The 24,212-nt window shown below is 59.8% G+C and carries 24 protein-coding genes; 12 read left to right on the top strand and 12 right to left on the bottom strand.

Features of this window, described 5'->3' with window-relative positions:
- Nucleotides 1-153: 153 nt before the first annotated feature.
- Nucleotides 154-1,143, bottom strand: a complete 990-nt coding sequence (locus RMS95_RS12865; protein ID WP_310646599.1) for a tripartite tricarboxylate transporter substrate-binding protein — start codon at nt 1,141-1,143, stop codon at nt 154-156.
- Between the two features lie 120 nt (nt 1,144-1,263).
- Between RMS95_RS12865 and RMS95_RS12860 the strand changes: the two genes are divergently transcribed.
- Nucleotides 1,264-2,148, top strand: coding sequence for a LysR substrate-binding domain-containing protein (locus RMS95_RS12860; RefSeq protein WP_310646598.1), 885 nt, complete (start codon nt 1,264-1,266; stop codon nt 2,146-2,148).
- On the opposite strand, the gene RMS95_RS12855 is transcribed toward RMS95_RS12860, so the two are convergent.
- The 5 genes from RMS95_RS12855 to RMS95_RS12835 all read right to left on the bottom strand — a co-directional run bounded on the left by RMS95_RS12855 (nt 2,139) and on the right by RMS95_RS12835 (nt 7,922).
- On the bottom strand, nt 2,139-3,062 hold the full coding sequence (locus tag RMS95_RS12855; RefSeq protein ID WP_310646597.1) for an alpha/beta hydrolase: 924 nt from the start codon (nt 3,060-3,062) through the stop codon (nt 2,139-2,141). The two genes, RMS95_RS12860 and RMS95_RS12855, sit on opposite strands and share 10 nt — an antisense overlap.
- Nucleotides 3,063-3,066: 4 nt before the next feature.
- A complete protein-coding gene (locus RMS95_RS12850) occupies nt 3,067-4,020 on the bottom strand; it encodes a tripartite tricarboxylate transporter substrate binding protein (protein WP_310646596.1) in 954 nt (317 codons plus the stop codon).
- A 155-nt stretch (nt 4,021-4,175) separates the two neighbouring features.
- On the bottom strand, nt 4,176-5,120 hold the full coding sequence (gene ylqF, locus RMS95_RS12845) for a ribosome biogenesis GTPase YlqF (protein ID WP_310646595.1): 945 nt from the start codon (nt 5,118-5,120) through the stop codon (nt 4,176-4,178).
- Nucleotides 5,121-5,167: 47 nt separating this feature from the next.
- The gene (locus tag RMS95_RS12840; RefSeq protein ID WP_310646594.1) at nt 5,168-5,884 is read right to left on the bottom strand and encodes a tRNA-uridine aminocarboxypropyltransferase; all 717 of its coding nucleotides are present in this window, start codon (nt 5,882-5,884) and stop codon (nt 5,168-5,170) included.
- Nucleotides 5,885-5,894: 10 nt separating this feature from the next.
- Nucleotides 5,895-7,922, bottom strand: a complete 2,028-nt coding sequence (locus RMS95_RS12835) for a response regulator (protein WP_310646593.1) — start codon at nt 7,920-7,922, stop codon at nt 5,895-5,897.
- Between the two features lie 125 nt (nt 7,923-8,047).
- On the opposite strand from RMS95_RS12835, the gene RMS95_RS12830 reads away from it, so the two are divergent.
- From RMS95_RS12830 to RMS95_RS12820, 3 genes are all read left to right on the top strand, one after another.
- A complete protein-coding gene (locus RMS95_RS12830; RefSeq protein WP_310646592.1) occupies nt 8,048-9,133 on the top strand; it encodes an aromatic ring-hydroxylating dioxygenase subunit alpha in 1,086 nt (361 codons plus the stop codon).
- A gap of 70 nt (nt 9,134-9,203) precedes the next feature.
- Nucleotides 9,204-9,689, top strand: coding sequence for a hypothetical protein (locus tag RMS95_RS12825; RefSeq protein WP_310646591.1), 486 nt, complete (start codon nt 9,204-9,206; stop codon nt 9,687-9,689).
- Entirely contained in the window at nt 9,680-10,927 is a 1,248-nt protein-coding gene (locus RMS95_RS12820) for a hypothetical protein (protein ID WP_310646590.1), read from the top strand. Before RMS95_RS12825 ends, RMS95_RS12820 begins: the two co-directional genes overlap by 10 nt.
- A 3-nt stretch (nt 10,928-10,930) precedes the next feature.
- Here RMS95_RS12820 and RMS95_RS12815 read toward each other — a convergent pair whose 3' ends face one another.
- From RMS95_RS12815 to RMS95_RS12795, 5 genes are read right to left on the bottom strand one after another with little or no spacing between them, the layout of a single operon-like run.
- Nucleotides 10,931-12,187 carry a hypothetical protein gene (locus RMS95_RS12815; RefSeq protein ID WP_310646589.1) on the bottom strand — a complete coding sequence of 419 codons (1,257 nt, stop codon included), beginning with the start codon at nt 12,185-12,187 and terminating at the stop codon, nt 10,931-10,933.
- Nucleotides 12,188-12,191: 4 nt separating this feature from the next.
- On the bottom strand, nt 12,192-12,935 hold the full coding sequence (locus RMS95_RS12810) for a hypothetical protein (RefSeq protein WP_310646588.1): 744 nt from the start codon (nt 12,933-12,935) through the stop codon (nt 12,192-12,194).
- 23 nt (nt 12,936-12,958) lie between these two features.
- Complete coding sequence (locus RMS95_RS12805; protein ID WP_310646587.1) at nt 12,959-13,504, bottom strand: hypothetical protein; 546 nt, start codon at nt 13,502-13,504, stop codon at nt 12,959-12,961.
- A gap of 6 nt (nt 13,505-13,510) precedes the next feature.
- Nucleotides 13,511-13,792, bottom strand: a complete 282-nt coding sequence (locus RMS95_RS12800; protein WP_310646586.1) for a DnaJ domain-containing protein — start codon at nt 13,790-13,792, stop codon at nt 13,511-13,513.
- Between the two features lie 27 nt (nt 13,793-13,819).
- The gene (locus RMS95_RS12795) at nt 13,820-14,335 is read right to left on the bottom strand and encodes a GNAT family N-acetyltransferase (protein WP_104798776.1); all 516 of its coding nucleotides are present in this window, start codon (nt 14,333-14,335) and stop codon (nt 13,820-13,822) included.
- A gap of 163 nt (nt 14,336-14,498) precedes the next feature.
- On the opposite strand from RMS95_RS12795, the gene RMS95_RS12790 reads away from it, so the two are divergent.
- The 6 genes from RMS95_RS12790 to ycaO all read left to right on the top strand — a co-directional run bounded on the left by RMS95_RS12790 (nt 14,499) and on the right by ycaO (nt 22,322).
- Nucleotides 14,499-15,476 carry a tRNA-dihydrouridine synthase gene (locus RMS95_RS12790; RefSeq protein WP_310646585.1) on the top strand — a complete coding sequence of 326 codons (978 nt, stop codon included), beginning with the start codon at nt 14,499-14,501 and terminating at the stop codon, nt 15,474-15,476.
- The gene (locus RMS95_RS12785; RefSeq protein ID WP_310646584.1) at nt 15,473-16,003 is read left to right on the top strand and encodes a hypothetical protein; all 531 of its coding nucleotides are present in this window, start codon (nt 15,473-15,475) and stop codon (nt 16,001-16,003) included. The genes RMS95_RS12790 and RMS95_RS12785 overlap by 4 nt, the downstream gene beginning before the upstream one ends.
- A gap of 31 nt (nt 16,004-16,034) precedes the next feature.
- On the top strand, nt 16,035-18,242 hold the full coding sequence (locus tag RMS95_RS12780; RefSeq protein WP_310646583.1) for a DEAD/DEAH box helicase: 2,208 nt from the start codon (nt 16,035-16,037) through the stop codon (nt 18,240-18,242).
- Nucleotides 18,243-18,362: 120 nt separating this feature from the next.
- Nucleotides 18,363-19,298: a nitronate monooxygenase family protein gene (locus RMS95_RS12775; RefSeq protein ID WP_310646582.1), complete on the top strand. Its 936-nt coding sequence runs from the start codon at nt 18,363-18,365 to the stop codon at nt 19,296-19,298.
- A 30-nt stretch (nt 19,299-19,328) separates the two neighbouring features.
- Nucleotides 19,329-20,498 (top strand): YbfB/YjiJ family MFS transporter, encoded by a 1,170-nt coding sequence (locus RMS95_RS12770; protein ID WP_310646581.1) that lies wholly within the window; start codon nt 19,329-19,331, stop codon nt 20,496-20,498.
- A gap of 84 nt (nt 20,499-20,582) precedes the next feature.
- The gene (ycaO, locus tag RMS95_RS12765; RefSeq protein WP_310646580.1) at nt 20,583-22,322 is read left to right on the top strand and encodes a 30S ribosomal protein S12 methylthiotransferase accessory factor YcaO; all 1,740 of its coding nucleotides are present in this window, start codon (nt 20,583-20,585) and stop codon (nt 22,320-22,322) included.
- Here ycaO and RMS95_RS12760 read toward each other — a convergent pair.
- Nucleotides 22,319-23,026 (bottom strand): VOC family protein, encoded by a 708-nt coding sequence (locus RMS95_RS12760; RefSeq protein WP_310646579.1) that lies wholly within the window; start codon nt 23,024-23,026, stop codon nt 22,319-22,321. The genes ycaO and RMS95_RS12760 overlap by 4 nt on opposite strands.
- A gap of 45 nt (nt 23,027-23,071) precedes the next feature.
- Between RMS95_RS12760 and RMS95_RS12755 the strand changes: the two genes are divergently transcribed.
- A complete protein-coding gene (locus RMS95_RS12755; RefSeq protein WP_310646578.1) occupies nt 23,072-23,893 on the top strand; it encodes an RNA pseudouridine synthase in 822 nt (273 codons plus the stop codon).
- Nucleotides 23,894-23,954: 61 nt separating this feature from the next.
- Complete coding sequence (locus tag RMS95_RS12750) at nt 23,955-24,113, top strand: hypothetical protein (RefSeq protein ID WP_310646577.1); 159 nt, start codon at nt 23,955-23,957, stop codon at nt 24,111-24,113.
- The last annotated feature ends 99 nt before the right edge of the window (nt 24,114-24,212 follow it).

Raw genomic sequence — 24,212 nt, 5'->3', positions numbered from 1 at the left:
TGGTATCGTTCTTCTCGGCTGAGGTGCTTGTACATTGGGCAATTTCGATTTGGCGGTTAAAGCGGCCATGATGCTCTCGCATCCTCAGCCACCTATAACCAGTTCATCTTTGTTGCACTTCGTCCTTGAATCCGCCAAATAAATAATAGAAATTTATTGGGGCTGAACACCGAGGTCGGTGACCAGCTTCTTCATGGCCCGTTGCTGCGTGGCAAAGAATTCGCGTGCCACGGCTGGGGAGTCGGCGCGGGGATAGACGCCCATGTCGTTCAGGCGAGCCACCATGTCGGGCGCGTTGGTGATGCGGTTGACATCGGCGTTGAGCTTGTCAATCACCGCGGCGGGGGTGCCCGCTGGCACGATGATCTGGAACCAGCCGATGGCTTCATAGCCGGGGTAGGTTTCCGCCACCGTGGGAATGTCCAAACCCGGCAGGCGCTGGGCGGACGTGACCGCCAAGCCCTTGAGTCGACCACTCTTGATCTGGCCAATCAGGCCAGGAATGCCATCGGTGGTCATCAAAACGTCCCCGCCCAGCAGGCCGGCCAGTGCGGCGGGTGGCGCTTGGTAGGGCACGGCGGTCATGCCCATGTTGCCAGCTTTGTTCACCATCTCACCGGCCAAGTGCGGCAGTGAGTTCGGTTGCGGCGCGGCAAAGTTGGCCTTGCCGGCGTTGGCGCGGGAAAAGCGTGCCAAATCTTGCAGGGTGTTGATGCCTGAGGTGGCATTGGCCACCATCACCAACGGGCTGGTGCCGATGGTGGCGACGGAGGTGAGGTCGCTGTCAGGGTTGAACTGAGGGTTTTTATAGACCAGCGGTGTGATGGTGCCCATCGCCGCGGGAACGAAGCCGATGGTGTAGCCATCATTGGGCGAGCGCGCCAACGCCGACATGCCCGGAATGCCACCAGCGCCGGGGCGGTTGTCCACCACCACACCTTGTCCCCAAGCTTGACTCAGGCGCTCGCCCAAGAGACGGGCGATCACATCGGGCGCTGCACCTGCGCCCGCTGGAACGATCAACTTGACAGGCTTGTTGGGCCAACTCTGGGCCATGGCCCCCGTGCTCAGCAGGGTCAGGGTGGCGAGGGCGGCAGCGCCTAGGATGCGACGGCTCAGGCCGTGGCGTGGGCGAAATTTCATGTGTGTCTCCATGGGGTGGGCGCCGCTTGAATGAAGCGGTCTAAGCCGGAGTCTAGAGCGTCTTGGGGTTCTCAAAGAGAGGGCAAAATATGCTTTCTGTTCACAAAAATAGAACACCTTATGAAACTCAATCAGTTGCGTGATCTGGTGGCGATCGTGGAGCGCGGCAGCTTGCGCGGCGCGGCTCGGCACTTGGATGTCGCGCAGTCAGGCCTGACCCGCAGCATTCGGAATTTGGAGCGTGAGCTGGGTCACCCCATGTTTGAGCGCGATGCCCGTGGCATGGTGTTGACGCCCATGGGCCGAGTTTTTTACCAGCGTGCCAGTTCGGCCATGAACGAGCTCAGGCGGGCCGATGAGGAAATGGCACAGGCGCAAGGCGGAGCGCTGGGCACCGTGGTGGCGGGCTTGTCCATCATGCCCCACTTGGGTATGTTGCCCGGCGCGCTGGGTCCGTTTCGCCAGCGCTTTCCGGGTGTGACGCTCAAGGTCATCGAGGGCCTGTACCCTGCGATTGAGCCGGGGCTGCGCAACGGGACCATCGATTTTTATCTGGGTGCCGCTTCGCAAGCCGCCCCTGCGCCTGGGTTGATCGCGGAGACGCTCTTCGAAAATACGCGCATCGTGGTGGGCCGCAAAGGGCACCCGCTGGCGGCAGCGCGGTCTCTGAAGGAGCTCAGCACGGCCGACTGGGCCACCCCGTCGCTGGATGTCATTGCCGCTGAAGACCTCAACGAGGTTTTTTCACGCTTCAAGCTGGGGCAGCCTCAGATTCGGCTGCAGGCGAATTCGGCCATGTCGCTTTTGGTGGCGTTGGCGCATTCGGACTTGCTGACCATGCTGCCACGTCAGTGGGCTGAATTTGCCCTGACGCAGCATGCGCTGCAGGTGATTCCGGTGCGTGAACGTCTGACGGCTCCACCCATTGTGTTTTTGCGAAGAGCCGACCTGCCGCTGACCCCTGCGGCTGAACATCTGAGCGATTTGCTCAAGCGTTATGCCTGAGCCGCGCTGCGTGCTGCGCACGACCTGACGAATTCAGCCAGCGGTTTGGCCAGACTTGGGTCCTCGGTGCCGAGCGCAGCGGCGGCTGAAAAGTGGTTGTGCTCAGGCAGCACGAGCCAGTCAGGCTGGAAGCCATGTCGGGTCACGAGGCGAGAAAAAAGTGCACCGGCCTGTACCTGCATCTGGGGCAGGTCACGCTCGGCCGTACCCACCACGATCGGAAAAGGCGCGGCGTCCACGCATTCGACGATGCTTGCCGCGGCCCAATCCGGCCGTTCGGTTCCGAAATACGCGTCATTGCGTGGGTCCGGTGTTGGAATGCCCAAAGTGCCGCGCGCCATGCGCTCGAGCTGCGCGTCATAGGGGCCCGAGAGCAAAAATGCACCGGCGATGTTCCAGCTCTGGGGCTGAAAAGATCGAATCAACGATGCAGCAGCCACATGCGCAGCCCCAGCAGACTCACCGGCCAAGACGAGGGCACGGGGGTCTGCGCCGAAGCTGCTGCACAGTGCCTGCACGCGTTGGCAAGCGGCCACCACATCTTCTGCCCCAGATGGCCATTGCACTTCGGGCGCGAGCCGGTAATTGGCCAACACGGTCACAAAGCCTTGTCGCGCCCCCCACCAGCCCACGTTGGCGCGGTCTGCCTTGTCCCCGCGGATGAAGCCGCCGCCATGCAAAAAAAGCAGCACGGGTCGGTTGTGGCCAGGCGCTTGGGGGACGTACACATCCATCCGCTGGCGCGGGTGTGTGCCGTAAGGCTGGTCAGCCAAGAGCTCGAGTCCGCTGCGGTCCTGCTGTGCCACGCGCTGGCTGTAAAAAGCCTTGACCTCGGGCATGCTGGCGTGGGTGCCCCAGCTGCGCAGTTGGGCGAGCACCTCAGGGGCCGGCCCTTCGGCGGGTTGATGGCTCATCTTTTTAATCCACCTTGGCACCGGTTTGGACGACGACTTGGCCCCACTTCTTGGCTTCAGCGCCCAAGTAGTTGTCCAAGGTTGGGCGGTCCATGCGCACGGTTTCGAGCGATTGCGCCGCAAAACCTTCGTTGAGCGCTTTGTTTTGCAGGATCTTGTTGACCTCCATGTTGAGGCGGTCGAGCACCTCACGCGGCGTCCCCGCTGGGGCGAGCATGGCAAACCACGTGTTGGCCTCAAACCCTGGGTAGCCCAATTCGGCCACCGTGGGCACCTCAGGCAAAGCGCTGCTGCGCTTGCTGCTGGTCACGGCCAAAGGGACCACTTTGCCGCTTTTGGCCAACTGCACCACCGGCGGAATGGAGGTGGAGCCCACAGGGACCTGTCCACTGACCACCGCATTGGCCGCTGCAGCGGGCGAGTAGGGCGCGTGCAAGATGTCGACTTTGGACAAGTTGCGAAACAACAGCTCCGCACCCAAGTGGGTGGTGGTGCCATTGCCCGACGAGGCATAGCTGAGTTTTTCAGTTTGCGCCAAGCTCAGCAACTCTTTGAGGCTGGTGGCTTTGACCGAAGGATGCACGTAAATGATGTTGGGGGACACCGCCGCCATGGCCACGCCCACCAGTTCTTTGCCGACCTCGTAGCCCGCTTTGCTGTAGAGCGAGGGGTTGACCGAGTAGGCCACGCTGTGCATGAGGAGGGTGTAGCCATCGGGGGCTGACCGTGCCACGGCCGCTGTGCCAATGTTGCCGCCAGCGCCGGGACGGTTTTCGATGACCACCGGCTGACCCATGGCTTCGGACAAGGGTTGTCCGAGCGAGCGAGCCACGATGTCGGTCGAGCTGCCCGGGGGGAACGCCACCACGATCTTGATCGGTTTGTCTGGGTAAACCGCATGTGCACTGGCACAGGCCAACAAAAGGCTGGTGAGCCAGCACTTGATGGAAGTTTTCAAGGGACATCTCCTCGACGGCGTGATGCTGTCTGAAGAAATACTAATCCATAGAAACCGGATGACAAGCCCACACACTGCTGCGAACCGCGCTTTGGCGACACCGGTGATCGCCTTTGAGCCCATGCCGACTTGGGCAACGCACCCTGTGTCGTCCTCTAGCGTTTTGGCTTGTTGGATGGCTTTTTCTTGGGCTTGTTTTTCTCAATCGCCTCTTTGCGCACCGCCCGTTCGGCATCGGCTTTTTTGCCTTCTGCCAGCCATGCCGCAAATTGCTCGGGCGTTTCTAGCGTGACACGTCCCATCGCGGCCGTGCGGAAATCGTGGATCACGATGTGCGCGGTTTTGGTGGTGTTGATGCGACCACCGCTTTGCACTGCACCGCGTTTGCGGCCAATGGCGTCGAGCATGTCTTCATCGGTGTGGCTGGGCACGTCGTCGATGTTGTAGCGCTGGTGCAGCACCTCGGGGTAGTGCGGAATGAGGTAGTTGAGCAGCTCGAGCGCGACGGTTTCTTCGTCAAACGCGTTCACGCCAATGGCACCGCTGGCGGCTAAGTTGAAGCCGCTTTGCTCCACGATGATGCGTGGCCACAGCACGCCGGGGGTGTCGTAGAGGTAAAAGTCATCGGCCAGCGCGATGCGTTGTTCTGTTTTGGTCACACCCGCTTCGTCGCCTGTTTTGGCGGCGCGTTTGCCTTTGAGCGTGTTGATGAGGGTGGACTTGCCCACGTTGGGAATGCCGCAAATCAACACGCGCATGGGTTTGACCATGCCGCCACGGTTAGGAGCCAGCTGTTGGCAGGCCTCAATCAAGGCTTTGGCCGGCGAGGTCATGCTGGTGTCCAGACCGATGGCGCGCACGCCGGGCATGGCGTTGTAGTGGGCCAGCCACTGTGCGGTGCGTGCTGGGTCGGCCAAGTCTTGCTTGCTCAGGATCTTGAGGGCGGGCTTGCCCTTGATCAGCTCGGCCAACATCGGGTTGGCACTCGAGCCGGGCAGGCGAGCGTCGAGCATTTCGATGACGACGTCAATCTCTTTGATGCGCTCCCCAATCGCTTTGCGCGTGAGGTGCATGTGTCCGGGGAACCATTGAATCGCCATAAAGAGCTGCTGCTGACCGAGATGTAAAACCTTGATTGTCGGGCACTTCAGCGCAGTTCTTGCAGCCTCACATGCGCCCCATCCGTCAAATCGACAGGCCGTTGTTGTTTGGCTTGCAGATAGCGCGTGGTGTAGACGTCGAGGTAAGCGTCAAGCGTTTGCGAGGCTTGGGTGTCGTGGGCGAGGTCTAGGCACATGGCGCCGACTTCTGCGGTGCAAAAGTGGGCTTCGGTCTGGGAGCGGCGCAAGGTGTAGCGCGAGAGTTGCTCGGGGTGCAGGCTCAGCACAGGAAAGCGGTCGAGGTAGGGGCTTTTGCGAAACATTTTGCGTGCCTCGTCCCAAGTGCCGTCGAGCAAAATGAAAAGTGGACGTCGGTGAGGGGGTGTGCTTGCCACATCGCTCACCACCCTCGATGGTTCGGCAAACGTGTTGGGGAACACCACATAGGGTTGCCATTGCGGGTCGCTCAACTGGGCCAGCAAGGCGGGGTCGACTTCCGTGCGGGCCCAGCCAAAGGCGAAGGTGTCGGCCACCACGTCGGCAATCAGCCAGCCGGTGTTGCTGGGTTTGATGGGTTCAATGTCGGCCATCAACAGGCACATGCCTGCGTGTGTGGACACCACGGGGCGCAGCGCGCACATGCAGTGACTGGGGATGAGCCTGCAGCCCGAACAGCGGATGCCTTTGGGGCCGCCACGGGCTAAGAAGGGTTTGGCGCTGCGGGCGAGACGGGCAGTGCGGAGGCGAGCGACGGCATGAGGCATGGGCCAGAGCTTACGATGTTTTGTCCTTCACATTCAGCGCCAAGACGCGGTCGATTTCGTTTTGCAGCGCGTCTTGCGACATGGGTTTGGAGACATAGCCGTCGGCGCCCGCTGCCAAAAACCGCTCGCGGTCCCCCGTGATGGCGTGTGCGGTGACCATCAACACGTTGGTGTGTCGCCCTGTCAAGGCTTCTTCTTGCCGCAGATGGCTCAAGGCGGTGAGGCCATCCATCTCGGGCATCATGACGTCCATCAACACCACATCGAACTGCTCTTGGGCCAAACGGTCAAGGGCTTGCACACCATCGTTGGCGGTTTGGTAGCGGCAGCCCATGCGTTTCAACAAAATTTCTGCCAGCTTGCGGTTGATTTCATGATCTTCGACCAGCAGCACCGACAGGGCGGGGATGGTGGGCGATGGCATGGGCGTGTTGGTCTTGGCAAGACCAGGCAGCACGACTTCTGCGCTGTGCGTCACCACATGCAAAGGCATGCTGGCCACAAAAGTGGCGCCAAGGCCAGGTCGCCCTTCAGCCGTGATGTCACCCCCCATCAGTTGCAACAAACTGCGTGTGATGGCCAGTCCCAAGCCCGTGCCGCCGAAAGAGCGGGTGACCGACCCATCGGCTTGCGTGAAGGGGCTGAACAAGGCTTGGGTTCGTGCGGGATCAAACCCAATGCCTGTGTCTTCGATGGTGATGCGCAGCCAAGACTTTTCGTCGAGTATTTCGTGGTCCACGTGTGTGGTGACCGTCACCGAGCCTGTGTTGGTGAACTTGATGGCGTTGCCGATCAAATTGGTGAGGACTTGGCGCATGCGCACAGGGTCCATCCAGACCAAGTCGGGCAGGCTGGGGTCGGCCTTCAAGTGAAGTTCGATGCCTTTGGCGCGCGCCAACTGCTCCAAAGAGCGGGTGGTGTGCCGAATCAATTGTGCGGGGCAGAGCTCGACAGGCATCAACTCTAGGGCGTTGGCTTCGATTTTTGAGAAGTCCAATATTTCATTGATGATTTGCAGCAAATGGTTGGCCGAGTCTTTGGCCAATGTCAGGTATTCCTTTTGGCTGTCCGAGGTTGACAACTCCAGCGCCAGCTCGGTCATGCCCACGATGCCGTTCATGGGCGTGCGAATTTCGTGCGACATGTTGGCTAAAAATTCACCGCGCAGTTGGTTGGCTTGTTCGGCTTTGTCTTTCGCCACCACCAATTGCCGCTCTGCTTGCGCGCGCTCTGCCATTTCAGTGTTGAGCTGTTGGATGGCGATTTGACGTTCTTGAGACAGCTGACGTGACGTCTGCAGGGCGGCACGAATGCGTTGCACCGACAGCCACACCAGCAGCAAACCCACAAACAGCACGGCCACCAAGACCGTGAAGGTGCGGTTCAGCACGCCTGTGCTCGCGAGTTGCCATTCCGACACTGGCAAGATGATTTCGAGTGCACCACGCACGTCGCCTTCTTTCCATTGCGTGTAGGGCGAGTCGGCGTAGCTGTTGTGACAGGCAACGCAGCTGGCCTGCATGCGGTCGGCTTGGGCAAACCGTAAAACACGCACGCCGTTCATGACTTCTTCGCGTGCAAATGGGGTGTTGGGGTCTGATTTGAGATGCGCGAGCGCTTGGCTTTGGAAGTCATCCAGCTGGCGCTCTTTTTGCCGCCAAGGAAATGGTCGGTCGCTGTACAGGCGCACTTGTGTGCCGCCATCGACCACGGACAGGTAATGTCCTAAATCGATGGTGAGCGTGGCGGGCAAGGGCAAGGCGTTGTCGCGATTTTTGTAGTCGTGGGTGATGGCCATGCCGCCTTTGACGGACCGAGGCACCAACTCTTGGGCGTAAAAGTTGCGAAATTGGGTGATCGAGTCAGCATGGGCCTGTGCACTTTCAACGGCGTATTGGTACACCATGCGTTCACTGGCGGCATAGGTATAAAAAACGATCCAGCAGCAAATGGCAATCAAGAGTGCCCCTAGCCACTGCATGGGCCAGCGCAACACACCTTGCGGCGTCATGGTGAATAAACGGTGAATACGACGCATTTTTGAATACCTTTTATTTATATTTGAATCATAACGAGGCTGAGAAAGAATTCACGCATGGCACTCAAGAGGTGCACAAGCTGCGCTCTAGAATCGATTCATCACACCTTTAAGGACTTGTGGCGATGACACTTCCAGCAGCATCCGTGATTGGCGCAACCCAAGCTGCCTCGGCCAAGATGGCAGACAGGCACACGCCATTTATCTTTGACGATTGGTACGTGGCTGCTTTTGCGCAAGATGTCGGTCCTCAGTTGTTGGCGAAGACGCTCTTGGGCAAAGGCATCGTGATGTACCGCCAAGCCAACGGGCAGGTGGTGGCGATGGAAGACCGTTGTCCACACCGCTCGATGCCGCTGTCTGCCGGTGCGTTGAAGGATGACCACATCGTGTGCGCCTACCACGGCATGCAGTTCAACCCGCAGGGCGATTGCGTGCAGGTGCCCTCACAAGCCACCTGTCCGCGCTCGATGGGGGTGCGCACCTATGCCACCCTAGAGCGTGGCCCTTTGGTATGGATTTGGATGGGCGATACAAACACCGCCGATGCAGAGCGTTTGCCACCGCAACCTTGGCTGACATCTGGAGACTGGGAAACGTCCAAAGGCTATATGCACCTCCAAGCCAGCTATGTGCGCTTGCATGAAAACTTGTTGGACTTGACGCACTTGAGTTTCTTGCACGCCAAGAGTTTTGGCACACCCGATTACGCCAGCGCTGCGTATGACACAGAAATGGGCGACGGGCAATTCGCCGTCATGCGCAATGTGGTGCCAACCACCTTGCCCCCTGTTTGGGCCGAACCCACAGGGCTCAAGGGCGTGGGGCAGGCGGCGCGCATTGTGCGCTCTCAGTTCCGCAGCCCAGCGATGCATGAGGTGTCGGTGTCGTTTTACGACTGCACCTTGCCCGAAGCGGGACGTGACACTTTTCGCATTCGCACAGCCCATTTGCCTACGCCCGAAACCGCCACCAGCACCCATTACTTTGTGGTGCATGGCCGTGACTTTGCGCAACACGACAAAGCCATGACGCAATTCATGCACGAGCAACTCTTTGTCGCTTTTCACGAAGATGTGACGGGCTTGGCTTTGCAAGAAGAGGTGCTGGCGCGCACCCCTGAGCACGAGCTGTATGAGTTCTCTGTCGAGGCCGATGGTCCGTCTGTGGCCATGCGGCGCTACCTGTTGGCGCGGGCCATGTCCAAATAGTTAGTGATGCTTAGCGGATAGGTGTTAACTAATGTTTTAATTATGAGATATTTAGTGATGACCGCCTATCATGAATTTAACCAAGACATTTCTAGCGATTGCTACGCTGTGCGCTTTGGGGCTTGCCGCTGGCAAGTCCAGTGCCACCGAGCCGGCTCAAGCCATTTGGCATTGCTCCAAGACATCTGCGCTTGACGCGCGTACATCGACTCAGCAAGACTTGTCTTTTGGCGCAGCATCTGAGCAAGGCACCATCGCCGTCACACTCGATGATTTATTGGCGGTGTATTCAGGCTATCCAGTGCGTCTTTCAGGCCAACCGCTGTTTGCTTGTTTCATGCCCGGGCAAGAAGATTTGTCTGAAAGTGCGTTGGTCTCTTTAGGCTTGAACTCGGCGGCCATGCAGATGCTGTCTCGCCGCAGCGCGATTGTTCAGCGCAACCTGAAATGGGTGACAGATGAACCTGAAATGTTGCAGTGCATGCTTAGGCATGCGCCGTCGTTTGGTTACTTATCGCAAGCGACCGTCACAGAGAAAGTTGCCCCATGTTTTTGAAGCGATGCGTTGTGATGTGCGCCATGGGCGCAGGCTCTGTGATGGCTCAAATTTCAGGGCAACCTGAGCACCAATGGACGGAGGATGTGGTGGGCAGTCACATCCTGCAAATGGGTGTGGATGCGTGGCACATCGACAGCTCAGCCCAAGAAGACACAACGGCCAACATGAACTCGCTGTCGCGCTTGCAGTTGGCCAACAGTTATCCCGTTTGGCATCACCGCAACCCTGCTGAATGGTTGCGCTTCGAGGGTGCGCTTCGCGTCGGGCGCGATACTTTGATGACGCTCAAATACCGCAGCGATCAATCCACAGGAAGCCGATTGGACGAGGCCAGCGTGGATTGGGCCTTTCGCACCTATGGGGTGAAGCTGGGGGTGGTTGATCCCAAGATCAGTTGGTGCCGAACCTACGACATGGACTCCCCTTGGGTGCGGGAGAACAACCCCTTTTGTTCTATCCAACCTCTGAATTTCACCAAAGCATCGGCACCTGGTGCACAGAGCTACGCCAACTTTATCGCGGCAGGGTACAGCTTTCAGGCCATCGCAGGGGTTTACAGACCCTTGTGGTTTAACTACGCCCCCCATGAGTCGCCAACCATCACCTTGGCTTCCCAATCGACCATCAACACACACACCAAATCTGGGTTGGCATTGAGCGCGACAAACCTTCGAAATGGCACAGAATTTCGTCTTGGCGTTTTAAGAGATGATTTTCAAAGTAACCGCGAGTCCATCAACCAAAGCGTTCCCTACAACAACGATGTTCGCTCTGACGTGCTGTTTTTAGGCGGAAATTGGTACGCCACATCCAAACTTGCCTTACGGGTGACGCACTTCACATATTCAGGTTACAGAGCGCGAACGATGCGCGATGTGGTGCATTATTTGAAAGAGGAACAGTGGAGCCAATACAAGGCCACGAGCTTGGAAACCAATTACCAAGTCAATGCGCGTGATGTACTTTCTGCGTCGCATGTGGTTTACACGTTCAATACAGATAAAACGAGTTATGGGCTGCAATCGGGGGCATCCGTTTTTGTTTCTGCGTATTCAGGCACGCCACATTTTGTGACCCGCAATCTCTCTTTAAGCTGGCGCAGAGACTGGGGGCAAGGCTTGTTCACGGTTTTACAAATGTCTAACGCAAAGACAGATCAGTTTGATGCGTCTCTCAATCAGCAGATCTCGTCTCATGGGCAGGCACTGGGACTGCGTGTTGGTTACCGCTTTTAACGCTTATTCATCCGTCACGTTGCATTCGCGTCGCAACAACGACAGGGCGTCGTGCAGCTTGTAATCGTGGTCGCTCTCTAAGGTGGCTTGTGCCTCTTCGATGAAGGCTTGCCACACCCGCACGTAGTCGCCTTGGTGCTCGATGGGGGCGTTGTCCAAAATGAACTGTTTTGCCAACTCGGGTTGAAAGCCCGATTTGCGGATTTTGCGAATCAGCGCAGCGGCTGATTTTTCGGTGAGCAAGGTTTTGCCCGCGCTGGCTTTTCCGCCTGCGGCGATGCCCAAAAACAGCGTGAGCAAAGAACTGTCATCGCTGTGACCGCCGGTGGCTTTGAGCCACGCGGCAGAGGTCTCACGGTCAAAGTGGTCCACTTCGGCCAAGCCGTCTTCTATCCAAAAGTAGCGGCCTACAAACGCGGGGGTTTGGTTGAAGAGTTTTTGAGGCGTGAGTTTGGCATCCAAAATTTTGGGCAAATCGGCTTCCACGCTGTCACGCACCGCCTCGACCACGGCTTTGAATTCGGCCGGTAGCTTCTTTGGCAAGGCCAGCACGATGTTTTTACCCGCTTGGGGTTTGCGCAAGGTGGCCACGATTTTTTGAAACGTCACCCAATCTGGCATTTGGGTTTGGCGCGTGGCTGCGGCCAGCAAGGCGGTGCGAATCACGGCTTCGGCGTCGCAGCCGGCTTCTTCCAAATCGTCCACATGCAGGCCCAAGGCATCGGCCAGCCAAATGGCCGCGCCCATGACGTGGGCCACTTTTTGGCGCTTGACGAATTCGGTTTGGTAATCGGTGAAGCTGCACAGCGACCACTTGGCCAGCAGCGGGATGTGTTTGTCGGTGAACCCACCATGCTCGTTCATGCCGAAGTGCGTGTTTTGCGGCATCACGATGAGGGCCTTGAGCAAGTCGGAGGCCGCTTTGGAGCGCGACATGAATGAGTGCTCGCGTAGCAAATCGGCCGCTTGGCGCAAGTCGCCCGCGCTGGCGATTTCTAGGTTCAGACTCACCAAGTTGACGATGCGGTCTTTGGCCATCTCCAGCTCAGGCCGTAAAAACTCGCTGCCAAAGTAACGCGCAATTTGCACCATGCCCTTGGGCGCATCGGTGGCGATGGCCTCGAGCTTGGCGTTGTCCAACAGGCCGTGCTGGATGCCGTAACGCAGGGCTTTTTCAAAAAATGGGCGTTGTTCGTACACCGACACGCCGCCAGCAGACGGCGTGCCAACAGAGGCTGTGCTTTGGGTGGCGTCTGACATGGGCTTAGATGGCGGACTCTTCGTCAGACTCGCGTGCCGCCGGTGTGGCTTGGCCGCGGTCGGTGGCGCTGGTTTCGACTTTGCCGTCGTCTTCTTCCTCGTTCTCTTCAGACAAACCAGCTTCAAACGCACGGGCTTTGGCGCGCAGCACCAACAGCATTTCAATGAACAAGTCAGGGATTTTGTGGCGCAGGATCCACGCCATTTGCATCCAGTCTTGGTCCGCCACTTCGTCTTCTTCGACGCGGGGACGCACATAGGCTGAGCCGCGCAGGGCGTCTTCGCTCAGCATGTCGCCGTCGTCTTCCATGGTGTCAAAGGTGCCGGTGCGGGCGAAGGCTTCGATGCGGCTCCACTTTTCGGTGAAGTAGTCTGCCAGCGCCTCGGCGCCCCCTTCGAGGTCGCCAATGGCGTTCAAGAATTCGATGGGGTCTGCATCGTCACGGAAGATGATGGAGTTCATCATGCCGCGCAGGTGGGTGCGGGTGAGGTCTTTGTATTGTTTTTCAATCACCACGGCGCGGGCAAATTGCTCGGGGCTGACCAACAGGTTGATGACCGATTCTTTGGAGGTGTCGTACTCGCGAATCACCGCCAAGATGTCTTTGGGGGGCATTTGTTCGAGCACCACCATGAGGGCTTGGTCACCTTCAGCGTCGGCCAATTCGACCAAGGCCGCCTCGGCAGCGGCGATGTCGCCTGAGGCAATCAGGCTTTGTGTTTTGGCAATGAGGGTGAGGGCGTTCATGGTGTGTTTCTCGGTGAAGCGGTTTATTCTTTGCTGTCGAAGCCTTGTTCGACCATCCAGGCGTTGCCGGCTTCCTCGCGGGCGCGGGCTTCTTTTTCTTCGTCGTCGTCGAGGTCGGCGTTCTCACCATCCTCGCGGTCTTCTTCATCGTCTTCTTCGGCTTGAGGAATGGCTTTGCCCAAGGGGCGGTTGTGCATGTATTCCAAGCCGGCGGCCACGCTCATGAACCACTCGCCCATGGGCTCTTTCAAAATCTCTGCGGCGATGGGTTCGGCCCACGGCTCTAGCTTGAGTCCTTCCGACAAGGCGTCCCACGACAACAACTCATCGGCGTCTTGCGTCAAAAAGTGGTCCATCAATTTGGGCTGCGTGAAGTGAAAGCCTTGGTGCAACACCACGGCGACCATCTCGGGGCTGAGCTCGATCATCTTGACCAAAAAACCCAGTTCCTTGCGCTTCTCGTTGAGACGGCGGCGCAGCACGTCTTTGCCTTCGGAGTCGGAGGTCAGGTCGTCGAGTTCGGCTTGGTAGGCGGAACGCAGTTCTTGAAAGAAGGGAGAAATGCTCATGGTGGGTCAGTGCCTCAAAAAGGGCTGAAAGTAGTGATGCCAGATTTCGCGGGCTGTGTCGGCGGGGTCGTCGAGCAAGCTGCGTCGGCGGTTGTCGTCGTAGGCTTGGCGCTTGTCGGGGTCTGACAGCACATCGTAGGCTTCTTGCGCCGCCCGAAAACGCGCGGGGGCGTCTTCGTCCAAATTGCGGTCGGGGTGAAATTGCGAGGCTTTTTGACGGAATGCTTTTTTGATGTCCGCCAACGTGGCGTCGCTTTTGAGCCCGAGGGCTGCGTAGTGCTCAGACACGGTGTTCGCCTTTTTAAATTGCGATGTTTAAAGCGGCTGCTTCAGACGAATTTCTTCGACTTTCACAGGGCCCATGGGCACGGTTTTGGCGCTAGACATCTCGCGCTTGAAGCCTGCCAATTCATGAAAACGCATGGCGCGGTCGTTGGCAATGGGCACCCAAATCGACACGTGGGTGCAACCTTCTTCTTGCAAGCCTTCACGGGCCGCGTCCCACAGGGCCAAGCCCACGCCTTGTGACCAGTAGTCGGCGGCGGCGTAGATGTCCCAAATTTCGCCCATGGTGTTGGGTGTGCCTTTGTCGCGTGAGCGGTCGTAGCCCACAAAACCCACGATCTTGTCGCCGTCCACGGCGACTTGCACCTGAGGTTCCGCGAACTCAATGGCGTCGCGCCAGTACTCCGCATCTTTGGCTTGAGGCACAGGGGGCACGGCCGAGCCGGTGCGCATCGATTTGAACGCTTCTTTGGCCGTGGCGGCATAAAGCGCGGCAATTTGAGCGGCGTCGCGTTGGGTGGCGGGGCGAACTTGTAAGGAGGTCAGACTGGACATGAAAGGGGGCAGGGTGCGATGCAGAAATTGAGAAAGGGGTGGATTGTCTCCGCAAAAACGCACGGCAAGCGTGCGCCGGCGTACGCAAGGGTGAATTGGGTTGTTGAGTTCTGTGTAGAGTAGGCCCCTTTCGTCCTGATTCCCAATCTCCCCCATGATCATTCTTGCCCCGATGGAGGGCCTCCTCGACTTCGTGCTGCGCGATGTGTTGACCCGCATTGGTGGGGTGGATCGCTGCGTGTCCGAGTTCATCCGCGTCACCAACACCTTGCTGCCCGAGCGCACGTTTTTGCGCATCGTGCCCGAGCTGTTGAACGGCGGTTTAACCCCTGCTGGCGTGCCTGTGCGGCCTCAATTATTGGGTTCTGACCCCCATTGTTTGGCGGACAACGCCGCGCGCGTGGCGGGTATGGGCTGCGATGGGGTGGACTTGAACTTTGGTTGCCCCGCCAAGCAAGTCAACCGCCACGGCGGTGGCTCGGTGCTGCTGCAAGACCCCGAGGTGCTGTACCAAATCGTGCGCACCGTGCGCGCCGCTGTGCCCGCCCACCAAGTGGTTTCGGCCAAGATGCGCTTGGGGTTCAACGATGACAGCACCGCCGAAGAATGTGCCTTGGCACTCGAGGCCGGCGGCGCCAGCGAGATCGTGGTGCATGCCCGTACCAAGGCCGATGCTTACCGCCCCCCCGCTTACTGGCACCGCATTGCCGACATCAAAGCCAAGGTCAAAACACCGCTGGTGGCCAATGGTGAGATTTGGAATGTGCAAGATGCACTGAACGCCCGCGCCGAGTCGGGCTGTTTTGACTTGATGCTGGGCCGTGGCATCGTCACCAACCCGGGTCTCGGATGGGCCATTCAAGCCCACGACGCTGCTGCGCAAGGTTTGCCAGCGCCTGCCGCCGAGGTTCGCTGGCAAGACCTGCCGCCGCACCTGCACACGTTTTGGCAGATTGTGACGGGCCACGTCAGCGAGCGCCACCAAGCTGGGCGCTTGAAACAGTGGCTCAACTTTTTGCGCAAGTACTACCCCGAGGCTGAGGCCGCGTACATGCATGTGCGCACCTTGACCCGCCCCCAAGACATTCAGGCGTGGATTGATACCAGCCGTTCCAACCCCGAGCACGTATGACCCACGACCACACCTCAGACAATTTGCAAGACGACAGCCAAGAGCACACCGAAGAAAGCGGCTTTAAGCAAGAGCCCCGCCTGTGGCAAAACGAAACGTGGACCGCCAAAGTCATCAAAAACGACGATGACGACGGCTGGGCGGTCGCCATGTTCAAAGACGGCGAATCCGAAGCGGCCCTGATTGGCCCGTGGACCATGGGCCGCGACAAAAAGAACCCCAAACCGCTGGATGGCAACGCCTTCATCACCTTGGTCAAAACCGCCAGCGAGTTTGTGCGTCGCAGCGAGCAGCAGTTGCACGCCACCTTGCACCAGTCCGTCACGGTGAACGCCAACACCGGTCGCGTCACCGTGCTGCTGGACATCGTGCCCGACGATGACAACCCCTATGCCACCCTCAGCGCCCAAGACGAGGGGGGCGACACGCTGGCGGAGGTACGCGTGGACGCGGGCTTCACGTTGAACCGCAACACCGCGCAGGCTTGGGTCGATGCTGAGTTTGAGAAACCGAAAGGGCGGGGCTGAACGAAGGCCGTGGGTTGACTGGATGGATGGCATGACCCCGACAACGCAGCACCCCCGCGAATTCGCCGAGCAGCACATGCACACCATCTTGGCCCGCTTGGCGGGGCCGGGTGCGGTGCCTCGTGCAGACCAAGTCGACGCCGTACACGCCGTGTTGCAGCCCGCATCGCGGGTGCTGGTGGTGCAGGCCACGGGTTGGGGCAAGTCGGCGGTGTATTGGGCGGCCACGCACGCGATACGCAGCACGGGCGCGGGCCCCACGCTGGTGGTGTCGCCGCTGTTGGCCCTCATGCGCGATCAGGTAAGCGCCGCAGAGCGCGCGGGGCTGAAGGCCGCGACGGTCAACTCCACCAACGTTGACGATTGGGACGATGTGTTTCAGCAGCTCGATGCCGACGCCATCGACGTGCTGCTGGTCTCGCCCGAGCGCTTGGGCAACCCGCGTTTTGCGGCGCGGCTGGGCGCTTTGCTGGCTCGGGTGGGCTTGATCGTGATCGACGAGGCGCATTGCATCAGCGACTGGGGTTTTGACTTTCGGCCCGACTACCAGCGGCTGGCGCGGGCGTTGTTGTCGACGCCAACCGCCAGCGTGTTGGCGACAACCGCGACGGCCAACGAGCGGGTGACGCAAGACATTGGGGCGCAGTTGAGTGCTCACGCCGGTGGTGGTTGGGATGCCCCGCATGGCGGCAACACGGTCACGTTTCGTGGCACCTTGGCCCGCACCTCGCTCACGTTGTCGGTGGTGCCGAACTTGTCGCCGCTGGAACGGTATGCCTGGCTGGCTGACGCGCTGGCGCAGCTGCCGGGCTCTGGCATTGTGTATGTGCTGACCGTGGCCGAGGCCGAGCGCTTGACCGCGTTTTTGCGCACCTGCGGCCATGCGGTCGATGCTTACACGGGCCAGATCGATGCCGACACCCGCCAGAAAGTGGAAGACCGTTTGCGCCACAACCAAGTCAAGGCGGTGGTGGCCACGTCGGCGCTGGGCATGGGCTATGACAAACCCGATTTGGGCTTTTGCGTGCATGTGGGCTCGCCCTCAACCCCAGTGGCCTATTACCAACAGGTGGGACGCGCGGGCAGGGCGGTGGCGCATGCCGAAGGGGTGTTGCTGCCGTCGGATGCCGACGAGCGCATTTGGGATTACTTTGCCACGGCGTCGATTCCCGATGCTTCGACCGCAGCCAAGGTGTTGCAAAGCTTGGGCAACAAGGATGGGGTTGGCCGCAGCCTGATCGAGCTCGAAGCCGACACGGGCGTGCGCCGCGGGCGGTTGGAGGCGCTGCTCAAGATTCTGGCGGTCGAGGGCGTGGTGGACAAAGACGGCCCGGCTTGGCGCGCCACGGGTGCGCCCTATGTGCACGACACCGCCAAGTGGACGGCGCTGGCGCAGGTGCGCCAGCAAGAGGCGGGCATCATGCGCCAGTACGCGCACGGCCAAGGCTGCCTGATGGCCTATTTGCAGACCGCGCTGGACGACCCGTCGCCCGCGCCGTGCGGGCGCTGCTCGGTGTGCACTGGCCATTTGCCGTTTCCGGGACGCACGCCTTCACAAGACAAACTGCTCGCAGCGCGTGACTTTTTGCGCGGCGTGGACGTGGACATCGAGCCGCGCAAGCGCTGGCCTGCCGGGGTGGGCCGCAAAGGCGCGATTCGCGGCTTTGACGCTGGGCGTGCGGTGGCGTTTGCCGACGACCCGGGTTGGGTGGCGGAACTGATGGCTTTGAAAACCCAGGCTTTGAAAACGCAGGCATTCAGAGCGCAGTCTCTCCACAGGTCTGATGCGTCGCGCCATGCCGAGGTGGCCGAGGTGGGCGAGCTGCCGCTGGCTTTGCTGGAAGGTGCTGTGGCCACGTTGGGCCGTTGGGTCAAGAACTGGTCTGCGCGTCCTGTGTGCGTGGTGCCTTTGCCTTCGCCCGATATGGCCTTGAACCGATCGTTGGCCGCGCACATTGCGCGTCGCGGCAAGTTGCCTCTGCACGAGGTGCTGCGCTGGACGGGGGGGGCCGCGCCGGATGATGCCGCGTCTACCCCTGTGGTGGCGCATTTAGAGGCGGCCATTCAGTGGGGTACGCCGGCTGATTCGCACGAAGAGGCCCGCAACTTGCCGTCAGGGCCGGTGCTGCTGGTGGCCAGCCATGTGCGTACCCGCTGGGCGGCCACGGTGGCAGCCGCGCTGTTGCGTGAGCATGGCGCTTCGCAAGTGCTCCTGCTCGCCTTGCACTTGCAGCCCTAACCGCAGAGGCTTGTCGCTCAAACACGGCACTTGCAAACACGTGCAAGCGCTGTCATGGCGGGCACAGCCGCCGCTTGTGCGTCGCGCCAAAATGGGCCGCATAAAAAGAGGAGACCCACCATGAACCGTGTTTTGGCCCACACCGGCGCCCGTTACCCCATCTTGCAAGCCCCGATGGGTTGGATCGCCCGCAGCACCTTGGCCTCAGCCGTGTCGCGCGCTGGGGGGCTCGGCATCATCGAAACCTCGTCGGGCGAAACAGTCAACTGCCAGCGCGAGATTCAGGCGATGGTGGACAGTGGCTTGCCCTTTGGCGTGAACCTGCCCATTCGGTTTTTGAAAGACGAGGCCATGCTGCGCTTCGTCTGCGAGTCGGGCGTGCGTTTTGTCACCACCTCGGCGGGCAGCCCGGCCAAGTTCATCGCCCCCCTCAAGGCGGCGGGCATTGTGGTCTACCACGCGGTGCCCACGCTGGAGACGGCGCTCAAATGCGTGGACGCGGGGGTCGACGGTTTGGTGGTCGAGGGCTCGGAGGGCGGCGGTTTCAAAAACCCAGAAGAAGTCAGCACCTTGGTGCTCCTGCAAGCCATCCGTGAGCAGGTGGATGTGCCGTTGATCGCAGCTGGCGGCATTGTCGATGGCCGAGGCATGGCGGCGGCTTTTGCGTTGGGGGCTGAAGCCATCCAAATGGGCACGCGTTTTGTGGCCAGCGCCGAGAGCCCCGTGCATGCGCATTACAAAGACGCCATCGTGTCGGCCAGCACCACAGGCACTTGGATGCTCAACACCCGTTCTACGCCGTGTATCCGGGCGTTGAAGACGCCATTCACCCAGTCCATCCACGAGGCTGGACTGATGGGGCCCGACACCTTCAACGGCATTCAAGGCGTGTATTTTGGCGGCGACATGAACGCCGCACCGGCGCTGGCTGGGCAGTCGGCGGGGTTGATCGGCGAGGTGAAAACCGCGCAACAGATCATCGACGACACCGTGGCCCAGTTCCATGCCATCACAGCACGGTTGGGCGCCATGGCCTCCGCACGTCAATTTGGTTGACATCCCACCCCGTCAACCCGAGCACCCTCCATGCGCACAGACACCTCTCATTTACAACCTTGGCAAGTCATCATCGGCGGCATTTGCGGCTTGGTGTTGACCATTGGCTTGGCGCGTTTTGCCTACACGCCCTTGCTGCCCAGCCTGCAAGCGCAGACCGGGTTGACCGATGCCGCCGCCGGGGGCTTGGCCGCCATCAACTACGCGGGCTATATGACGGGCGCTTTGGCCGCGGCTTGGATTGACGATGTGCGGTGGCGCCATCGCCTCTACAGCGGTGGTCTGTGGATGGCCTTGGTCACCGTGGCGTTGATGGCCGTGTCGACCTGGATGCCTGTTTGGGCATTAGCACGCTACGTGGGTGGTTTGTGTGGCGCAACGGGCATGTTGCTGGGCTCCGGCTTGGTGTTGGGTTGGTTGATGCGCCAAGGTCGTCGGCCTGAGTTGGGGGTTCACTTCATCGGTTTGGGGCTGGGCATTGTGGTGTCGGCGGTGGGCGCTTGGGGCTTGTCACAGCTGTGGTCGGTGTGGTCTGACCAATGGCTGGCGTTTGCGGCCTTGGGTCTGGTCTTTTTGGTACCGGCTTGGCGTTGGCGTCCGCCTGTGCCGCCGCATGTGGCAGTTGCGGCCCATGATGCGGGCGGTGCGACGGCCTCGCGTCGCTGGACGTGGACCATGTTGACCAGCTACTTTGCAGCGGGTTGGGGCTTTGTCATCAGCGCCACGTTCACCGTGGCCATTGTGGAGCGCGAGCCCGCTTTGGCGGGACAAGGTGCCTTGGCTTGGGCGATGGTGGGTTTGGCCGCCATGCCCGCTGTGTTTTTGTGGGACCGTGTGGCGCGCCGATGGGGCGACAAGCAAGCGCTGCTGTTGGCCTTTGGCTTGCAAACGCTGTCGGTGGTGTTGCCTGCCGTGTCGGGCTCGCTGTGGGCGGCGTTGGCGGGGGCGTTGGGTTATGGCGCCACATTCATTGGCATCGTCAGCCTGACCTTGGCTTTGGTGGGGCGGCGTTCGCCACAGAACCCCGGCAAGGCCATGGCCCGTTTGACCCTCAGCTATGGCGCGGCACAAATGCTGGCGCCCGTGGTGGCGGGCTATATGGCGCAGGCCACGGGCACATTCAAAGGGGCTTTGTGGCTGACGGCGGGGGTGATGTTGGCGGGGATGGCACTGCTGGCCACGCTGCCGCAAGAGGATTGAGCGAAAACCCCAATCTTTGACACGACGGCACAGCCCCCACAATAGGCGCCTGCTCTAGGGCGCTCCTGCTATTTTTACAAGCGAATGACCGTGCCCACACAAAGTTACATCCCCGGCAAAGACGCGCCGTTAGAAGCCACCATCAACAGCATGCAATCCAAATTGCAAGCCTTAGGTTTTCACATTGAAGAGAAGAGTTGGCTCAACCCTGTGGATGGCATTTGGTCGGTTCACATTCGCGACCGCGATTGCCCCGCCTTGTTCAGCAATGGCAAAGGGGCCACGCGCATGGCGTGTTTGGCCAGCGCGTTGGGGGAGTTCTTTGAACGCTTGTCGACCAACTACTTTTGGACGCATTTTTATTTGGGGCCCGTGACGGCCGACGCCCCCTTTGTGCACGACCCAAAAGAGCGCTGGTTTGACTTGACCGAGGATGTCAGCTGGCCTGAGGGCTTGCTCAACCCCGAGTTGCACACGTTTTACAACCCCGAAGGCAACATCGATGGCGCCAATTTGGTGGAGTTCAACTCCGGCAACGACGCACGAGGCATTTGCGCCATGCCTTACGTGCGCCAGCGCGACGGGGCGACGACTTACATCCCTGTCAACATCATTGGCAACCTGTACGTCAGCAACGGCATGTCAGCGGGTAACACCGCGCCAGAGGCCCGCACACAGGCTTTGTCGGAAATCTTTGAGCGTCACATCAAGGCCAAGATCATCAGCGAAGGCATTTGCTTGCCCGATGTGCCCGAGGCCGTGATCAACCGCTACCCGCGCATCGCTGCGGGCATTGCCGCCTTGCGTGCCGCAGGCTTTGGCATTTTGGTGAAAGACGCTTCTTTGGGCGGCAAGTACCCCGTGATGAACGTGACGCTGTTGCACCCCGAAGACCAAGGCTGCTTCGCCAGCTTTGGGGCCCACCCCCGTTTTGAGGTGGCGTTGGAGCGTGCGTTGACCGAGTTGCTGCAAGGCCGCGCCCTCGACAGCTTGGTGGGTTTCCCATCGCCCACGTTTGACTTGGAAGAAGCGGCCAGCGCACCCAACATTGAGATTCACTTTGTCGATTCGAGCGGCGTGGTGCATTGGGAGTTCTTGGGCGAGATTCCTGACTACGTGTTTGTGGACTGGAACTTCGCCACCAACACCGCCGAGGACTACGCGTATTGCGTGAAGCGCATGCACGAAGACGGCTACGACATTTACGTGGCCGATTTTGAGCACTTGGGCGTGTACTGCTGCCGCATTTTGGTGCCAGGCATGTCTGAGATTTACCCCGTGGACGACCTCGATTTTGAGAACAACAGCATCGCCAACGGCATGCGCGAAGCGATTTTGAATTTGACCGACCTCGACAACGAGGAATGTGCGGACTTGCTGGAAACGTTGAACGCGTCCAACTTGGCTGACGAACGCCCAGTAGCCGCTGTGATTGGCATGGCCGCCGATGCGGGCAGCTTTTGGGCCGACTTGCGCGTGGGCGAGCTGAAAACCTTGCTGGCTTTGGCTGTGGGCGACGAGGCGGCCACGGTGGAAGGCTGCGAGTGGATTCGCCACTTTGACCACATGCCGCAGCAGCGTCGCTTGGTCTATGCCTGCATTGAAACCTTGGTGCTGCTGAGCGACCGTGGCGACACCGCGCCTTTCGTGGGGGCGATTCGCCAGATGTTTGGTGCCGGTGTGTTTGCGCAGGCCCATGCGCTGATCATGCAAACCGACCGCTTTATGGGCATTTCGGCGCCCGGTTTGATGATGCAAGGGTGCGAGATGCACCAGAAGTTATGGGCTGCCTACGACAAGGTTCAGAAGCACAAAAAGTTTTAAATCCCCAAGCTCTCCAGCGTGACGAGGCCTTTGGGCGTGTGCAGCGTGGCTTTGAGGTTGGCGGGGCCTTCGCTCACGGTCACGCGTTTGAGCTCAATCGCGCTGTAGGCCTCTTGCAGCTTCTTGGCGCTGGGGTGTGTGACTTCTAAGCTGTTCAGCGTGACGCCCGAGCGCGGCAGCGTGTTGCGCGGGTGCAGCTTGAGCGGCTCAGTGGCGTCAGGCTTGCCCCATTGGATGACCGTGGGTAAGGCGCCATCAAACAAACGTTGGCCGTCGGCACGCACCGAAATCTGCCAATTCAGCACGCCTTTGGAGGTCCGGCGGTTGCCGTAGATGGCTGGGCCGCGGTCAATGGCTTCCATGCGCAGGGCCATGCGGGCGGCTTTCAAATCGGGGGTGTTGACCACGAAGTGCACCAAACGGGGCTCAATGGCCACGGCTTTTTGCAAGGCGGGGCTGTCCATGTCGAACCAGCGCGTGGGGCTGGCTTTTTTGGGGCGCACCGCGTTGGGGTCGATGGCTATGATTTCTAAAAATGCCATGGGGTTGGAAGGCGTGGCAATTTTCAAGAGGCGGTTGTGTGTGCCGTAAAGCGTGTGTTCGCCGCCGGGGCCGGGCGTGACGCCTAGGGTTGCTTCGCACCATTGCACGCCTTGTTCTAAGGTTTTGGCAACGATGACGAGATGATCGAGTTGTGTATGCATGGGGCAGGACCTTACCACCTCAAACTGTGGGAGGATGCACCCCCTATGAATTTCAGTCAATCAGCGCCAGAAGGCGAACGTTTGTCCAAACGGGTGATGCAGCTGCGCGGTTGTTCGCGCCGTGAAGCCGAGCAGTACATCGAAGGTGGTTTTGTCCGCGTGGACGGCACGGTGGTCGAAGAGCCGCAGTTTCGCGTGAAGCAACAAGCCGTGACGATGGATGCGCATGCCAGCTTGCTCAACCTCACGCCTGTTACCTTGATCATCAACAAGCCTGCTGGGTTTGCCGATGGTTTGGAAGCTTTGCCCGAGCCCGAACCCGCTCACACAGGACGGGGTGCACCGGCGCGTCGTCCGAACAAGAAAAGTTCGCAGAATGTGCGCAGTTTGCTCACGCCAGCGCAGCACAGCGCCCACGACTTCAGCGGCGTGCGCTTGCTAAAGCGCCATTTGACGCACTTGGAGGCCAGCGTGCCGTTAGAGCAGGGCGCCAGCGGCTTGGTGGTGTTCACCCAAGACTTTCGCACCCAGCGCAAACTGACGGAAGACATGGCGTTCATGGAGCACGAGCTGATCGTCGATGTGCGTGGCGAAGTGACGCCTGACGCCCTGCGCCCCATTGAACGAGCCATGCGCGACGAGCGTTTGCGGTTGCCAGCTTTCAAAATCAGTGTGGGCAGTGCCACGCCTGAGCGCAGCAAATTGCGCTTGGCCGTCAAAGGGGCACACCCAGGTTTGGCGGCGTACCTGTGCGAAATCGGTGAATTTGAGATCTTGGCCTTACGCCGTACCCGTGTGGGACGCGTGAGTTTGGGCGAATTGGAAGAGGGCGGCTGGCGCTTTCTGGCGGACGGCGAACGTTTTTAATTCAGCGGCCCGTGACAGCGAATGCATGTCAAAATTGCTCATTGTTTTAAAGGTGATCGCAATGAGAGTTTTGGCTGTGCTGTTGGTTTGTTTCGGATTGCAGGCATGTACGGTGCTGGCTGTGGCGGATGCCGCGGCCTCGACCGTGGTCTACGGGGTCAAAACAGCGGTCAACGTGGTGGACGCCATCACACCAGACATCGTGAACAAGAAGAAATAAGTCACGCTGAATCAAGATAAGCAAGCTACGCACACAAGCTAGAAATGCAAAAAAGCCGCTGAAATCAGCGGCTTTTTTATGGGCGTTGCTTCAAAGGGC

The organism is Limnohabitans sp. (assembly GCF_031539175.1).
GTDB lineage: Bacteria > Pseudomonadota > Gammaproteobacteria > Burkholderiales > Burkholderiaceae_C > Limnohabitans.
This window is presented reverse-complemented; position numbering and strand designations above follow the sequence as displayed.

Excerpts from the sequence above, each read along its gene's own strand:
- RMS95_RS12865 (WP_310646599.1), bottom strand. The coding sequence starts at position 1,143 with ATGAAATTTCGCCCACGCCACGGCCTGAGCCGTCGCATCCTAGGCGCT.
- RMS95_RS12860 (WP_310646598.1), top strand. The coding sequence starts at position 1,264 with ATGAAACTCAATCAGTTGCGTGATCTGGTGGCGATCGTGGAGCGCGGC.
- RMS95_RS12855 (WP_310646597.1), bottom strand. The coding sequence starts at position 3,062 with ATGAGCCATCAACCCGCCGAAGGGCCGGCCCCTGAGGTGCTCGCCCAA.
- ylqF (WP_310646595.1), bottom strand. The coding sequence starts at position 5,120 with ATGGCGATTCAATGGTTCCCCGGACACATGCACCTCACGCGCAAAGCG.
- RMS95_RS12840 (WP_310646594.1), bottom strand. The coding sequence starts at position 5,884 with ATGCCTCATGCCGTCGCTCGCCTCCGCACTGCCCGTCTCGCCCGCAGC.
- RMS95_RS12835 (WP_310646593.1), bottom strand. The coding sequence starts at position 7,922 with ATGCGTCGTATTCACCGTTTATTCACCATGACGCCGCAAGGTGTGTTG.
- RMS95_RS12830 (WP_310646592.1), top strand. The coding sequence starts at position 8,048 with ATGACACTTCCAGCAGCATCCGTGATTGGCGCAACCCAAGCTGCCTCG.
- RMS95_RS12825 (WP_310646591.1), top strand. The coding sequence starts at position 9,204 with ATGAATTTAACCAAGACATTTCTAGCGATTGCTACGCTGTGCGCTTTG.
- RMS95_RS12820 (WP_310646590.1), top strand. The coding sequence starts at position 9,680 with ATGTTTTTGAAGCGATGCGTTGTGATGTGCGCCATGGGCGCAGGCTCT.
- RMS95_RS12815 (WP_310646589.1), bottom strand. The coding sequence starts at position 12,187 with ATGTCAGACGCCACCCAAAGCACAGCCTCTGTTGGCACGCCGTCTGCT.
- RMS95_RS12810 (WP_310646588.1), bottom strand. The coding sequence starts at position 12,935 with ATGAACGCCCTCACCCTCATTGCCAAAACACAAAGCCTGATTGCCTCA.
- RMS95_RS12805 (WP_310646587.1), bottom strand. The coding sequence starts at position 13,504 with ATGAGCATTTCTCCCTTCTTTCAAGAACTGCGTTCCGCCTACCAAGCC.
- RMS95_RS12790 (WP_310646585.1), top strand. The coding sequence starts at position 14,499 with ATGATCATTCTTGCCCCGATGGAGGGCCTCCTCGACTTCGTGCTGCGC.
- RMS95_RS12785 (WP_310646584.1), top strand. The coding sequence starts at position 15,473 with ATGACCCACGACCACACCTCAGACAATTTGCAAGACGACAGCCAAGAG.
- RMS95_RS12780 (WP_310646583.1), top strand. The coding sequence starts at position 16,035 with ATGACCCCGACAACGCAGCACCCCCGCGAATTCGCCGAGCAGCACATG.
- RMS95_RS12775 (WP_310646582.1), top strand. The coding sequence starts at position 18,363 with ATGAACCGTGTTTTGGCCCACACCGGCGCCCGTTACCCCATCTTGCAA.
- RMS95_RS12770 (WP_310646581.1), top strand. The coding sequence starts at position 19,329 with ATGCGCACAGACACCTCTCATTTACAACCTTGGCAAGTCATCATCGGC.
- ycaO (WP_310646580.1), top strand. The coding sequence starts at position 20,583 with ATGACCGTGCCCACACAAAGTTACATCCCCGGCAAAGACGCGCCGTTA.
- RMS95_RS12760 (WP_310646579.1), bottom strand. The coding sequence starts at position 23,026 with ATGCATACACAACTCGATCATCTCGTCATCGTTGCCAAAACCTTAGAA.
- RMS95_RS12755 (WP_310646578.1), top strand. The coding sequence starts at position 23,072 with ATGAATTTCAGTCAATCAGCGCCAGAAGGCGAACGTTTGTCCAAACGG.
- RMS95_RS12750 (WP_310646577.1), top strand. The coding sequence starts at position 23,955 with ATGAGAGTTTTGGCTGTGCTGTTGGTTTGTTTCGGATTGCAGGCATGT.